13 protein-coding genes are annotated in these 13,525 nt (G+C 72.1%); 8 read left to right on the forward strand and 5 right to left on the reverse strand.

Annotated elements, in window-relative coordinates; all coding sequences use genetic code 11:
* The coding region (locus tag AOJ26_RS35005) for a hypothetical protein (protein WP_053852403.1) at positions 1-653 on the reverse strand (653 nt) is incomplete at its 3' end.
* 173 nt (positions 654-826) lie between these two features.
* Here AOJ26_RS35005 and hmgA point away from each other — a divergent pair.
* Genes hmgA through AOJ26_RS35020 form a run of 3 tightly spaced genes read left to right on the forward strand, consistent with a single transcriptional unit; the run spans position 827 to position 4,132 of the window.
* A complete protein-coding gene (hmgA, locus tag AOJ26_RS35010) occupies positions 827-2,143 on the forward strand; it encodes a homogentisate 1,2-dioxygenase (RefSeq protein WP_053852391.1) in 1,317 nt (438 codons plus the stop codon).
* 44 nt (positions 2,144-2,187) lie between these two features.
* Complete coding sequence (locus tag AOJ26_RS35015) at positions 2,188-2,937, forward strand: GntR family transcriptional regulator (protein ID WP_053852392.1); 750 nt, start codon at positions 2,188-2,190, stop codon at positions 2,935-2,937.
* 40 nt (positions 2,938-2,977) lie between these two features.
* Positions 2,978-4,132, forward strand: a complete 1,155-nt coding sequence (locus AOJ26_RS35020) for a type ISP restriction/modification enzyme (RefSeq protein WP_053852393.1) — start codon at positions 2,978-2,980, stop codon at positions 4,130-4,132.
* Positions 4,133-4,223: 91 nt separating this feature from the next.
* On the opposite strand, the gene AOJ26_RS35025 is transcribed toward AOJ26_RS35020, so the two are convergent.
* A complete protein-coding gene (locus tag AOJ26_RS35025) occupies positions 4,224-4,937 on the reverse strand; it encodes a TetR/AcrR family transcriptional regulator (RefSeq protein ID WP_053852394.1) in 714 nt (237 codons plus the stop codon).
* A gap of 63 nt (positions 4,938-5,000) precedes the next feature.
* On the opposite strand from AOJ26_RS35025, the gene AOJ26_RS35030 reads away from it, so the two are divergent.
* Together AOJ26_RS35030 and AOJ26_RS35035 are read left to right on the forward strand one after the other, a co-directional pair.
* Entirely contained in the window at positions 5,001-5,939 is a 939-nt protein-coding gene (locus tag AOJ26_RS35030) for an ATP-binding cassette domain-containing protein (protein WP_053852395.1), read from the forward strand.
* Positions 5,936-6,718: an ABC transporter permease gene (locus AOJ26_RS35035; RefSeq protein ID WP_053852396.1), complete on the forward strand. Its 783-nt coding sequence runs from the start codon at positions 5,936-5,938 to the stop codon at positions 6,716-6,718. The genes AOJ26_RS35030 and AOJ26_RS35035 overlap by 4 nt, the downstream gene beginning before the upstream one ends.
* A 193-nt stretch (positions 6,719-6,911) precedes the next feature.
* Here AOJ26_RS35035 and AOJ26_RS35040 read toward each other — a convergent pair whose 3' ends face one another.
* The 3 genes from AOJ26_RS35040 to AOJ26_RS35050 form a co-directional block, all read right to left on the reverse strand.
* The gene (locus tag AOJ26_RS35040) at positions 6,912-7,181 is read right to left on the reverse strand and encodes a hypothetical protein (RefSeq protein ID WP_053852397.1); all 270 of its coding nucleotides are present in this window, start codon (positions 7,179-7,181) and stop codon (positions 6,912-6,914) included.
* A gap of 126 nt (positions 7,182-7,307) precedes the next feature.
* Entirely contained in the window at positions 7,308-8,129 is an 822-nt protein-coding gene (locus AOJ26_RS35045; RefSeq protein WP_053852398.1) for an anti-sigma factor, read from the reverse strand.
* A complete protein-coding gene (locus AOJ26_RS35050; RefSeq protein ID WP_053852399.1) occupies positions 8,126-8,668 on the reverse strand; it encodes a sigma-70 family RNA polymerase sigma factor in 543 nt (180 codons plus the stop codon). Before AOJ26_RS35050 ends, AOJ26_RS35045 begins: the two co-directional genes overlap by 4 nt.
* A 207-nt stretch (positions 8,669-8,875) precedes the next feature.
* Here AOJ26_RS35050 and AOJ26_RS35055 point away from each other — a divergent pair, with 207 nt between their 5' ends.
* From AOJ26_RS35055 to AOJ26_RS35065, 3 genes are all read left to right on the forward strand, one after another.
* Positions 8,876-10,408, forward strand: coding sequence for a DUF4331 domain-containing protein (locus AOJ26_RS35055; protein ID WP_179200201.1), 1,533 nt, complete (start codon positions 8,876-8,878; stop codon positions 10,406-10,408).
* A gap of 202 nt (positions 10,409-10,610) precedes the next feature.
* Entirely contained in the window at positions 10,611-12,065 is a 1,455-nt protein-coding gene (locus AOJ26_RS35060) for a tetratricopeptide repeat protein (RefSeq protein WP_053852401.1), read from the forward strand.
* Positions 12,062-13,525: nickel transporter (locus AOJ26_RS35065; RefSeq protein ID WP_053852402.1), on the forward strand; the 1,464-nt coding region annotated here is incomplete at its 3' end. The genes AOJ26_RS35060 and AOJ26_RS35065, both read left to right, overlap by 4 nt.

Genomic DNA, 13,525 nt, shown 5'->3' on the forward strand with positions numbered 1-13,525 from the left:
TCGTTGCCCATGTGCCTGACCAGGGACGATCGCAGGGCGCTGTCGATCGAGGCCACACGGGCCGGAGAGCCTGACGCGGCGCCGCCCCCGCCCGTCCCGCGCACGTTCGACGAGGTGCTCGCGGGCACGACACCCCCCGTGTCCCCCATCGCAAGCGGCTCCGACGCCGTCACGTCCGCCGTGCTCTCCACCGGGGCGCCGTCGACGGCCCAGACGGTGCCGTCGTCGGCGTAGAGGCGGGCGGTGACCTTGTGGGTGCCCTGCGGGACGTACGCGGCGGCGAGGCGGTAGGACGGGGTGCGCAGGGTGGTGACGGGGCGGTCGTCCACGAAGAGGACGGCGACCCCGCGGCCGGGGACCGCCTCGGCCGTCGCCCCCGGGGACGAGAAGGTAAAGTTCTCGACGGTCAGCCGCACGGTCCAGCCGTCGTCGGCGTCCGGCTGCACCACTATGCCGACGTCGGGGGCGTTCTCCTGGTCGACCTCCCGGTAGTGCCGCCCCTCGTGATCGGTGTCGTCGAGGACCTTGCCCACCGGTGACACCGACTGTCCGTCCTTGCGTTCCTGTGCCCCATCGGCGCCACAGCTCACGGATCCGGTCACCAGCAGGACACAGACCGCGAGCAGGGCAAGGAGTCCCCGCGTCCACGACATGCCGGGGAGCGTAGAACACCGGTCCGACAACGCGAATCCCCCTCGGGTCTGGTTCTCCTGGTCCTCCCTGAGGAGGTCACGGCGGGGGAATCGGTTCCAGGGAATGACCCCTTGCGCCGATGAAACCGCAATCCTACGGTGTCCCATAGGAATCAGACCGCAAGGGAGCGATCATGAACGGGGACGCACGAAAGACCGCCGAGGGCCTGGCCCACCTCTCCGGTTTCGGCAACGAGCACGCCTCGGAGGCCGTCCCCGGCGCCCTCCCCCAGGGCCGCAACGCCCCGCAGCGCGCCCCCCTCGGCCTGTACGCGGAACAGCTCAGCGGTACGGCGTTCACCGAGCCCCGCGCCCACAACCGCCGTTCCTGGCTCTACCGGATCCGTCCGTCCGCCGCCCACCCGGCGTTCACCCACACCCACAACGGCCGGATCCGCACCGCCCCGTTCACCGAGTCGGTCCCTGACCCCAACCGGCTGCGCTGGAACCCGCTGCCCGAGCCCCCCGAGGGCACCGACTTCCTCGCCGGCCTGTGGACCCTCGGCGGCAACGGCGACGTCACCCAGCGCACCGGCATGGCCGTGCACCTCTACCACGCCACCGACTCCATGGACCGCGTCTTCAGCGACGCCGACGGCGAGCTGCTGATCGTCCCGGAGCGCGGCGGGCTGCTGCTGCGCACGGAGTTCGGGCTGCTGCACGCGGAGCCGGGACATGTGGCGCTGATCCCCCGCGGGGTGCGCTTCCGTGTGGAGCTGCTCGACGAGTCGGCCCGCGGTTATGTGTGCGAGAACTACGGGGCCCCCTTCCAGCTCCCCGACCTCGGCCCCATCGGCGCCAACGGCCTCGCCAACGCACGTGACTTCCTCGCCCCCGTCGCCGCCTACGAGGACGTCGAGGGGCCCGTGGAGGTGGTCAACAAGTTCTGCGGCAACCTCTGGTCCGCGACCTACGACCACTCCCCGCTCGACGTCGTCGCCTGGCACGGCAACCACGTGCCGTACGTCTACGACCTGCGCCGCTTCAACGTCATCGGCTCCATCTCCTACGACCACCCCGACCCGTCGATCTTCACCGTGCTGACGTCCCCGTCGGACACCCCGGGCCTGGCCGGCGTCGACTTCGTGGTCTTCGCGCCGCGCTGGCTGGTCGGCGAGGACACCTTCCGGCCGCCGTACTTCCACCGGAACGTGATGAGCGAGTACATGGGCCTGATCGAGGGCGCCTACGACGCCAAGGCGGAGGGCTTCGTGCCGGGCGGCGGCTCGCTGCACAACATGATGTCGGCGCACGGCCCCGACCGGGAGACGTTCGACCGGGCGAGCGCGGCCGAGCTCAGGCCGCAGAAGGTCGACGACGGGCTGGCGTTCATGTTCGAGACGCGCTGGCCGGTGACGCTCACCGCGCAGGCGGCCGGGGCGGACCACCTCCAGTCGCACTACGACGACGTGTGGCGGGGCCTGGAACGCCACTTCCGCCCGTCGCGCTGATCCGCCCGTTGCACTGACCGATCCGCGGAAGGTACGGATAGCCCGTGACCTCCTTCGCCCCGGACTCGATCGTCCTGAACCGCAAGCTGCCGCTCTGGTACCAGGTGTCGCAGTCCCTGCGCGCCTCGATACTCGGCCGCTCCCCGCAGGACCCGCTCCGCCTGCCCACCGAGGAACAGCTCGCGGGGCACTACGGCGTGAGCGTGCTGACCATGCGGCAGGCGCTGAAGGAGCTGGAGGACGAGGGGCTGATCACCCGTCACCGGCGCCGGGGGACCTTCATCGAACCGGACGCTCGAAGGGGCAGCCCGGTCCGGCTGCTCGGCTCGGTGGACGCGATCGTGGCCCAGCAGTCCGGTATGACGACCGAGCTGCTGGAGCACGGCAAGTCCGCCGTGCCGTCCGAACTCGCCGAGCACTTCCCCGAGTTGGACGAGGTGACGGCGTACCACCGACTGCGCAGCGACGAGCGGACGGGCGAGCCGACCAACCACGCCCGCAACTACGTCCGCCCCGAACTGGCCGCGCTCATCGACCCGTCCGACCTGGTGCGCTGGCCGATGACGAAGGTGCTGAGGGACGTCGTCGGGGCGGACATCAGCCGCATCACGGACACCGTGGAGGCCCGTCTCGCGGACCCGGAGACGGCACGGCTGCTCCAAGTGCCGCTGCTCAGCCCGATCCTGCACTACACGGGCCTGGCGTACGACGCACAGGGCCGGGTCCTCGACGCGGCGGTGATCCACTACCGGGGGGACCGCTTCTCCTTCACGGTCACCCTGGACGCCACGTGAGCCCACCGGCCCCGGCTGCCTGTCGGTGAAAGGCCGTACGATGCCCAGCGTGACGCACGACGACGCTCCGCCGCTGGCGGACCTCATGCCGTGGTCCGTCGCACCGCCGCGGCTCGGCCGGGGGTGGCCGACGGGCCCCGACGCGGCGTCCCTCAAGGCCCGCTGGGACGCCCTGCTGAAGGCCGAGGGGCCCGACCGTGAGGCCCTGTTCGAGCCGACCCGGTCCCGCACCCTGCGCTCGGCGGTCGGACAGCTTCCGGGACGCACGGGCGGCACGGAGAGGCTGGCCCGGGCCACCGGCCCCTGCCCGGAGCCGGTACGGGTCCTGCACGCGCCCTTCGACGAGCAGTGGCTGATCCCGGACCACCGGCTGATCGACGCGGCCCGGCCCGAGCTGTGGCGGGTGGCGGACCAGGCCCAGGTGTTCGTGGTGGAGACCCCCACGGTCGGGCCGGGCCCCCAGCTCCTCGCGACCTCGCTGCTCCCCCTGCTCCGCCCGGGCCGCGTCCGCCCGCTGTACCGCCGCCCCGGCGGCACCGAACCGAACCTGGCCCCGGGCCTCCTGGAGCACCTGCGCACCCGGCTCGGCGTGCCGGTGGAGCCCTTGGACGTGCTCGCCTGGATGCTGACGGCGGCCCGCCCGGACCTCACCGTCCCGCTCACCGCCGACCCCGAACTGTGGCTGCGGGGCGTCGAGTCGGGCCACCGCGCGCTGTGGCTGATGCGCCGTGACGGCGACCGCCCCAAGCTGCCCGGCGGCCGTCGCCCGTACGTCCGCGCCCCCCTGCCGTCCCGCCCCCTGCTCCTGGACTACGACCGCGACGAGGAGGCCCTGCTGCTGGACGAGGGACGCGTGTCCCCGGTTCCGCCGGAGGCCTGGGACTTCGAGGCGGGCGGGGTACGGGTGCTGGAGCAGTGGTTCGCGGCCCGGGTCGCGGAACCGGAGCCGGGCACACTGTCCGCGATCCGCCCGGCGACCTGGCCGCAGACGTGGACGTCGGAACTGCTGGAGCTGATCACCGTGCTGGCGCTGCTGGCGGATCTCCAGCCCCTCCAGGACGAGTCGACCTCACAGATCACGACGGCCGACCTGCGCGAGGCGGGGGTGCTGCCGGTACCGGAGTCGGCACGCCGACCGGCATCGGTCCTGGACGGCCACGAAGAGGGCCCCGAAGGGCAACTGACCTTGCTGTAGCCCACCCGGGGGCGTGGGGCTGCGTTGAATTTGCGGCTACCGCCGCGCGAGCGCGACCAACCCCAGGACACCGCACCCGGCACACGGACAGTCACCCCCGCGGCGAAAACCCGTCCAACACCCGCCCCAGCATCCGCTCGAACACCGCGTCCAGGTCGATCGGCCCCGCGTCCTCCATGAAGGACGCCGCCAGCCGCGGATACGCCCCCGACGCCACCTGGCTCCCCAGATACGCGATCCGCACCGCGTTCTCCTGCTCCTCCGTCCACGGCAGCGACCGCACCCGCTCGGCCGTGGAGAGCTCGTTCGAGACGTATGTCGTCACACAGCCGTTGAGCATCGCGACCAGCTCGATCTTCGTGCCGGCGGGAGCGTCCAGCGGATCGAGGCAGGCGAGGCAGTGCTCCAGGTAGCGCAGGGCGTTGGGGCTGAAGCCGTACACCCCCGACATCAGCCGCACCATCCACGGGTGCCGGTGCATCAGCGCCTTGGTCTGACGGGCGTTGCGGAGCATGTCGGCCCGCCAGTCGCCCGTCGGCTCGAACAGCTCGTGCTCCCCGCTGACCGCGTCCACCATCAGCTCGTACAGGTCCTCCTTGCGGGGGACGTAGTTGTACAGCGACATCGTCCCGCAGCCCAGTTCGGCCGCGACGTGCCGCATGGAGACGGCGTCCAGCCCTCCGGCGTCGGCCAGCCGCACGGCCGCCGCCGCGATGTCCGCCCTGGTGAACGCGGGCTTCGGCCCACGCCCCGTCCGCTCGGGACGGGCCCAGATCACTTCGGGTACGGCCGCTCGGCCCGCCATCGGTCATCACCTCGGCCACCATCCTAGTTACGTACAGCGTACGTAGTGCGCTATGGTCCTGCCATGACTTCTACGTACGCTGTACTTAGTGAAGGTCTGGAGAAGCGGTTCGGGGAGGTCCGTGCCCTGCGCGGGTTTGATCTCGCGGTGGCTCCCGGCACGGTCTGCGGCATCCTCGGCCCCAACGGCGCGGGCAAGACCACGGCCGTACGGCTGCTGACCACGCTGCTGCGGCCGGACGCCGGGTCCGCCCGGGTCGCCGGGCACGACCTGGTCCGGGAGCCGGAGGCGGTGCGCCGCGCCATCGCCGTCACCGGGCAGTACGCGTCGGTCGACGGGGACCTCACCGGACGGCAGAACCTGCGGCTGTTCGCCCGGCTGCACCGGGTGCGGGGGCCGGCCGAGCGGGCCGCCGAGCTGCTCGACCGCTTCGGGCTGACCGAGGCCGCCGACCGCGCCGCGTCCACCTACTCGGGCGGCATGCGCCGCCGGCTGGACCTGGCGGCCAGCCTGGTCCGGCGCCCCGGGATCCTGTTCCTCGACGAGCCGACGACCGGGCTCGACCCGGTCAGCCGCACCTTCGTGTGGGACGCCGTACGCGACCTCACGGCGGACGGCACGACCGTGCTGCTGACCACGCAGTACCTGGAGGAGGCCGATCAACTCGCCCACGAGATCGCCCTGGTGGACCAGGGGCGGGTCGCGCACACGGGTTCGCCCGCCCGGCTCAAGGCGCTGGTCGGGGCGTACGTCGAGGTCGTCGTCGCGGACGCGGGCGCCCTGGGCGGAGCGGCCGGCGTGCTCGACCGGCTCACCGGCGGGGAACCGGCGTTCGACCACGACCGGAACGCGGTGGGCGCGGTCACCCGGGACACCACGCTCGCCCTGCCCCGGCTGGTGCGCGAACTGGACGCGGCCGGGGTGCCGTTGCTCGACGCGAGCATCCGGCCGCCGACCCTCGACGACGTCTTCCTCCGACTCACCAGGGAGCCTGCCGCATGAGCACGTTGGCCTACGACGGCACCGCGATGCTGGGCCGTCAGCTACGGCGGGTCCGGAACAACCCGGGGCTGCTGATCCTGACCCAGACCATGCCGATCACCATGCTGCTGTTCTTCGGCTACGTCTTCGGCAGCGCGCTGGCGATGCCGGGCGAGGCGTACCGGTCCTTCCTCGTGCCGGGGCTGCTCGTGGCGACGGCGGCGAACGGGATCATGACCGGGATGTTCCAGGCCGCCCAGGACGTCCACCGGGGCGTGACCGACCGGCTGCGCACCCTGCCGATCAGCCGGGCGGCGGTTCCGCTGGGGCAGTCGGTCGCGGACGTGGCGGTCACCGCCGCCGGAATGGTGCCGTTCCTGCTGGTGGGGCTCGCGGTGGGCTGGCGGATCGAGGGGTCCGTGCTCCAGGCGCTGGGCGCGGTCGCGCTGTTGCTGCTGTTCCGGTTCGCGACCACCTGGATCGGGATCTTCCTCGGTCTGCTCACCGGCAGCGAGGAGGCCGCGGGTCAGCTCGGCGGGGCCACCTTCGTCCTGCCGCTGCTGTCGAACGCGTACATCCCGACCGAGGGGCTGCCCGGGTGGCTGCGCACCCTCGCCGAGTGGAATCCGATCAGCGCGGTGACGACGGCCCTGCGGGACCTGTTCGGCAACGCGCCCGTGCCGGAGGGGGCGGCCTGGCCGGTGGCCCATCCGGTCGCCGGGTCACTGATGTGGTGTGCGGTGCTGATAGCGGTCTTCACTCCGCTCGCCGTACGCAGGTACGCGCACGGCGGAAGCTGAACACCTCTTGCCGGGAGGGGAGTTCGGGCCCTGCCGGGGCCCGGGCCGACCTCGGAGGCGTGCATGCCAAAGGTGTTGCGTACGGGAGGGCCGACCGGGGCACGGGTCCCACGCTCGGCCGACTCACCTGGATCGTGCTGCATGCCGTGGGGATGACGGGCAGGATCGCAGCACGATACCGGGCGGCGAGGGCTCAGTGTCCGCCGAACAGCGAACGGCGCAGTCGGCGCAGCGGCGCGAACAGCGAGACACGGCGAACCCGTGCGCCCCTGTCACTGCGCTCCTGCTTGCTGGTGTCACGCGCGGTCAGCTCAAGCATCAGCGACGTCGCCTCGGCCGTCTCCCGCTGCGGGACAGCAGGTCCCGACAGCACCGAGAGATGGCGGTCGAGGCGCGAACTGGTCGCGCTGCTCCCGCAGGTGATCGCAGGGACCCTCGCCCTGCGCACTGCTATCTGTTCCATGTCACTCCCCACCCGTACGAGTCCACCCGGCCCGGGCAGGGTAACCCTATCGCCCCGTCGAGGCACACGTGTATCGGCGTCACAGGATTCACCTTCCCCGCAAGGGCGTTGACGACCCCTCCATGATTACTCTCCGAATCCAACAGATTTCAGGGCGAGTTGGACAACCGGCTGCGTGGTGGGCTGTGGTGATCCCCCGTCGGGCTCGACCGTCACAGCGAGTGATGTCGCGGACTTGTCGAGTCCGCTCGCGACCAAGGGCGTGTCGGTGGCGAACAGCCCGAGGGAGCGCGGTTGCTCGTTGGGGCGCATGAGCCACAGTTGGCGCACGCGGCCGCTCGGCGGCGCACCGTACCCGCTCAGGGTGACGACCGCGCGCCCCTCGGATGCGGAAGCGATCACTCCGATCGTTCGGCCCTGGGCGTCCTGCCCCCGGGTCGCGAGCGCGTCCGCGGCCTGGAGAACGTGGGCGATCTCACTGGCCTGGGCCTTCTGCGCGTCCAGTTCGTCCTGGGTCCGGTTGGCCTGGACGGCGAACAGGGAGGCGACGACGAGGGCCGCGGCGGCGGTGGCGGTCGCGAAGGGCACGAACAGGGGACGCCGGCTCTGCCGGGGCGGCGGCTGGGCGCCCCAGACGTGCGGCGGCAACTGCGACCTGCGCGTGCGGGCCGGCTCCGGCCGCGCCCGGGCCGGTTCGGACCGTGCGGCGGACTCCTGCGGGGTGGCGCGTACGGCGGCCAGCACCCGGTCGCGCATCGCACTCGGCGGCGGAGCGGCGGCCGACCACGCGAGCCGTACCGCGTCCTCGGACAGCGCGCGCACCTCCGCCGCACAACTGTCGCACTTCCTGAGGTGCCGCTCGAAGCGGGCCCGCTCGGCGGGCTCCAGCGCGTCCAGGGCGTACGGGGCGGCGAGGGAGTGGAGATCCTCCCGGCGGAAGAGGCTCATGCCGCACCTCCCAGGCACTCCCGCAAGCGGGTCAGTCCGTCACGCATCCGCGTCTTCACCGTCCCCAGCGGCAGGCTCAGCCGCTCGGCCACCTCACGGTACGTGTAGCCGTCGTAGTAGGCGAGGGTGACCGACTGGCGCTGGAGCTCGGTCAGCCGCTCCAGGCACCGGCGCACCCACTCGCGTTCGAGTCCCGCCTCGACCTCCTCGGTCACCTGGTCGAAGGCGGGGTGATGGGCCCGGCGTGCCTCGCGCTGCTCGCGCTCACCGGCCGCGCGGGCGCTGCGCACCCGGTCGACGGCACGGCGGTGCGCGAGGGTGAGGACCCAGGACAGCGCGCTGCCCCGGCGCGGGTCGAAGCGCGCGGCGGACCGCCACAGTTCGAGCAGCACCTCCTGCGACACCTCCTCCGACTGCGCCGGATCACGCACCACCCGCCGTACCAACCCGAACACCGGCCCGGCGACGAGGCCGTAGAGCTCCTCGAACGCCTTCTGGTCCCCGCCCGCCACGAGCAACAGAAGCTCGTCCGCCTCCAACTCGCCGCCCCCTCCCGCAAAGCCGCACCTGGGCCGTCCCGTCCCACGAGGTATTCGCAACGAACACACCTCCGGATGGGGTTACGGATCAGATCGCCGAAAACGCGGGTCGAGCAGCAGAAAAGAAGTTTTGAGATTCGACCAATCCGGCCCGGCCACCACTCCGAATCCCCGAGCGTCAGGCAAGTTGGACTGAGGACGGACGGCATGACACCTATCTCCAGGAGCGGCTCGGGACGCAGGAGTCTCGCGACCCTCGTATGTGGTGCGCTGGCCGCCGGAGGGCTCGCAGCCGCCGGTGTGGCCACGCTGGAACCGGGGGCGGCCTCCGCCTCCAGCCACCGGGAGGCCCCGCTGATCTCGGGCGACCCGCAGTACGACAACACCGACGTGTACGCGTTCGTCAGCCCCGACAAGCCGGACTCGACGACGATCATCGCCAACTGGATCCCCTTCGAGGACCCGTCGGGCGGCCCGAACTTCTACCAGTTCGCCGAGGACGCCCAGTACGACATCCACATCGACAACAACGGTGACGGCCAGGGCGAGCTGCTGTACCGCTTCACCTTCAAGACGCACATCAAGAACAAGAAGACGTTCCTGTACAACACCGGCGCGGTCGACAGCCTCGACGACCCCGACCTGAACGTCACGCAGACGTACGACATCGAGCTGTTCCGGCTGAAGAACCAGAAGGTCCAGTACAAGACGAAGGTCGCCGACGACATCCCGGTGGCGCCGTCGAACGTCGGCAAGGCGTCCATGCCGAACTACGAGAAGCTGCGCGACCAGGCGGTCTACAAGCTGCCCGGTGACGCGACGGCGTTCGCCGGCCAGGCCGACGACCCGTTCTTCCTGGACCTGCGCGTCTTCGACCTGCTGTACGGCGGCAACCTCAGCGAGGTCGGCAACGACACGCTCAAGGGCTACAACGTCAACTCGATAGCCCTCCAGGTCCCGACGGACATGATCACCGAGTCCGCGCACCAGCCGGTCGTGGGCATCTGGTCGACGACCCAGCGCAGGAACGCGCAGGGCTACTACTCCCAGGTCTCGCGCCTCGGCAACCCGCTCGTCAACGAGGTCGTCAACCCGCTGAAGGACAAGGACAAGTTCAACGCGTCCGCGCCCTGGGACGACGCGCAGTTCCTGAAGAACGTCACCAACCCCGAACTGCCCAAGCTCATCGAGGCGATCTACAAGATCCCGGCCCCGAAGGAGCCCCGCAACGACCTCGTGGACGTGTTCCTGAAGGGTGTGAAGGGGCTGAACCAGCCGCCCCACGTGCGGCCCGCGGAGGAGCTGCGCCTCAACACGTCCATCAAGCCCACCGATTCTCCGAAGCGGCTCGGTGTGCTTGATGGCGACAACGCCGGGTTCCCGAACGGGCGTCGGCTGACCGACGACGTGATCGACGCCTCGCTCCAGGTCGTCGAGGGCGAGCTGGTCGGGTCCAAGAACGACCTCGGTGACGCGGTCGACAAGAACGACAAGGACTTCGAGAAGTCGTTCCCGTACCTGGCGCTGCCGACGGAGGGTTCCCGCGGTCCGCTGGCCAAGGGCACGACGTCCGGGAACGACGTCCGCAACCAGCTCGGGGACGCGCTGTCCCCTGCCGGGGCCTCCGGGTCGGACGACATGACGCTGATCGCCGGGTCCGCGGGTGCCGGTGCGGCCGGGATCGTGCTCATCGGGGCGGCGCTGATGTGGTGGCGCCGGATGCGGAGGCGTGCCTACTGAGGTTGGCGGTGCCTACGGGGGTGCCTCGATCTGCCGTCTGGCGGGTGCGGGTTCACTGTGGCTGGTCGCGCAGTTCCCCGCGCCCCCAAGGGCCCTCAACGCACCCCCTATAGCTGGCGCGGCCTGCACGTACTCATCCCCCACGGTGCAGGCCGCGCCGCAGTCACACGATCACGAGCTGACCAGGAACCAGGAGAGGGCCATGTCCGGGTCTACGACCGACAGCGCACCCGAGGACGAGCAGAGCGGTCCGCCGGAGACCGTGGAGCCCTCCGCTCAGGCCGAGGACGAGAAGGTCGCCGCCGTGCGGCGGGTCGCGGCGGCCGGTCGGCGCTGGCGTGCCGCCCAACTAGCGGGATGCGCCGCCCTGTTGGCCGTAGCCTTGACGGGCGGGTCGATCGCCTTCGGGGCGCTGCGGGACGGCGGCACGGCCACCGTCGCCAGCACGTCCCCTGCGGTCTCACCCGGGCTGATGGCGAGCGGCGACCTGGACGCGGGCATCGAGGCGGTCCAGGCCCATCTGCGCGGCCAGCCCAAGGACTTCGGCGGCTGGGCCACCCTCGGGCTCGCCTACGTCGAGCAAGCCCGGACCAAGGGCGACCCCTCGCGCTACCCGCAGGCCGAGCAAGCCCTGCGGAAGTCACTGGAGTTGAAGGCGGACAACGAACAGGGACTCGCCGGTCTCGCCGCCCTCGCCGCGGCCCGGCACGACTTCAAGGGCGCCCTCGCCCACGCCGACCGGACCCTGCGGCAGAACCCGTACAGCGAGCGCGCCCTCTGCTCCCGGATCGACGCCCTCGTCGAGCTCGGCCGCTACGACGAGGCGTCGAAGGCCGCCGACCTCGCGGACGAACGGCGGCCCGGCATCCCGGTGTTCACCCGCTACGCCTACGTGCACGAACTCCGCGGCGACGTGCGCACCGCCCGCACCGTGCTGGAACGGGCCCTGTCGAGCGCGACCGGCCCGGGCGACATCGCCTACGTGGCCACCGCGCTGGGCCAACTCGCCTGGAACCAGGGCGACTACGAGACGGCCCTGGCCGACTACGCCCGCGCCCTGGCCGCCGACGACGCCTACCTCCCCGCCCTGGAGGGCAGGGCCCGCGCCCAGGCCGCGAGCGGGGACCGGGCGGCCGCGATCAAGGGCATGGAGGCGGTCGTGGCCCGGTACCCGCTGCCCGGGCCGCTCGTCGCGCTCGGGGAGCTGTACGAGGACCGGGGCGGTGCCGGCGACAAGGCCAGGGCGGGCGACCAGTACGCGCTCGTGGACGCCTGGACGGCCCTCGCCCGGGCCAACGGCGTCAACGCCGACCTCGACACCGCGATGGCCGCCGCCGACCACGGTGACCGGGCCGCCGCGCTGCGCGCCGCCCGTGCCGAGTGGGCCCGCCGGCACACCGTGCACACCGCGGACGCCCTCGCCTGGGCCCTGCACGTCAACGGCCGCGACGAGGAGGCCCTGCCGTACGCCAGGCAGGCCACCGCGACCGGTTACCGCAATGCCTCCTTCCGCTACCACCGCGGGATCGTCGAGCTCGCCGCGGGTGACAGGAAGGAGGCCGAGTCCCAGCTCGCCTCCGCCCTGAAGCTGAATCCCGGCTTCTCCCCGCTGGGTGCCCGCGAGGCCCGCAAGGCACTGAAGGAGATGGCCCGTTGAAGCCCCGCCGTCTGTTCGCGTCCCTCACGGCCGTCCTGACGGCGGCTTGTGCGCTCGCGCTGCTCCCTTCCGGCAGCGCGAGCGCCCACCCCCTCGGGAACTTCACCGTCAACCGGTACGACGGTCTGGTGGCCGCACCCGGTCTGCTCCGCGTCGACCACGTCGAGGACCTCGCCGAGATCCCCGCCACCCAGGCCGGGCCGGACATCGAGAGGCTCGGCATGACCGAGTGGGCCGCCCGGCGCTGCCGGCAGGCCGCCGAGGGCGCCACGCTCACGGTCGACGGCCGTACGGTCCACCTCACCGCGAGGAGCAGCCACGCGCGCGTGCGTCCCGGTCAGGCGGGACTCGACACCCTGCGCGTGGAGTGCGGGCTGACCGCCCCGCTGCCCGAGGACGCCACCGTCACGCTCGGGTTCCACAGCGCGGGCACCGACTCCGGACCCGGCTGGCGCGAGATCACCGCGCGCGGCGACCGGATGACGCTCGCCGCGTCAAACGTGCCGAAGACGTCGGTGTCCGGTGAACTGACCTCGTATCCGCAGGAGTTGCTGTCCTCCCCCGCCGACACCGTGACCGCCTCCCTGCGGGTGCGGCCCGGTGGGGCGGCCCTCACCGAGGAACGGCCGGACGCCCCCGCGGCATCGGTGCTGCCCCGTGGCGCCGACCGCTGGACCCGCGCCCTGGACTCCCTGGTCGCCCGGCACGACCTCACCGTCGGCTTCGCGGCGCTCGCCCTGCTCGTCGCGGTCGCTCTCGGCGCGATGCACGCGCTGGCCCCGGGGCACGGCAAGACCCTGATGGCCGCGGTGGCCGCGGCTCGCGGTGGCCGCGCCAGGATGAAGGACGTCCTGCCCCTGGCCGCCTCCGTGACCGTCACCCACACCCTGGGCGTGGTCGCCCTGGGCCTCCTCGTCGCGGCCGGCTCGACGGCGGCGCCCTCGGTGATCGCGTGGCTGGGCCTCGCGAGCGGGGTGATGGTGACCGCGGCGGGCGTGACCCTGCTGCGCCGGGCCCTGCGCACCCGCGCGCGCCAGCACGGACACGGACACACGCACGACCACGACCACAGCCACGGCCACGGCCACGGCCACGGCCACGGCCACGACCACAGCCACCCGCACGACACGGCCACCGGCGCCGACCGGCCCGAGGAGCGCTCGCTGGTCCTGGTCGCCGCCCACACGGAGACCGCCCCGGCGACGGCGGAGGCCCACCCGCACCCCCACGCGCCCGGACACCCGCACGACCACAGCCACGATCACGGGCACCCGCACCCCCATGACCACGGTCACGACCACGGGCACCCGCACCCCCACGGTCACGACCACCCCCACACCCTGGAGCACACCCACGGCGGCTTCACCCACACCCACCCCGTCGCCCCCACCCCACGCGGCACGATCCTGCTCGGCTTCGCCGGCGGCCTCGTGCCCAGCCCGTCCGCCGTCGTCCTGCTC

It is taken from the genome of Streptomyces sp. NRRL B-24085 (assembly GCF_001282115.1).
In the GTDB taxonomy this organism is placed as follows: Bacteria; Actinomycetota; Actinomycetes; order Streptomycetales; family Streptomycetaceae; genus Streptomyces.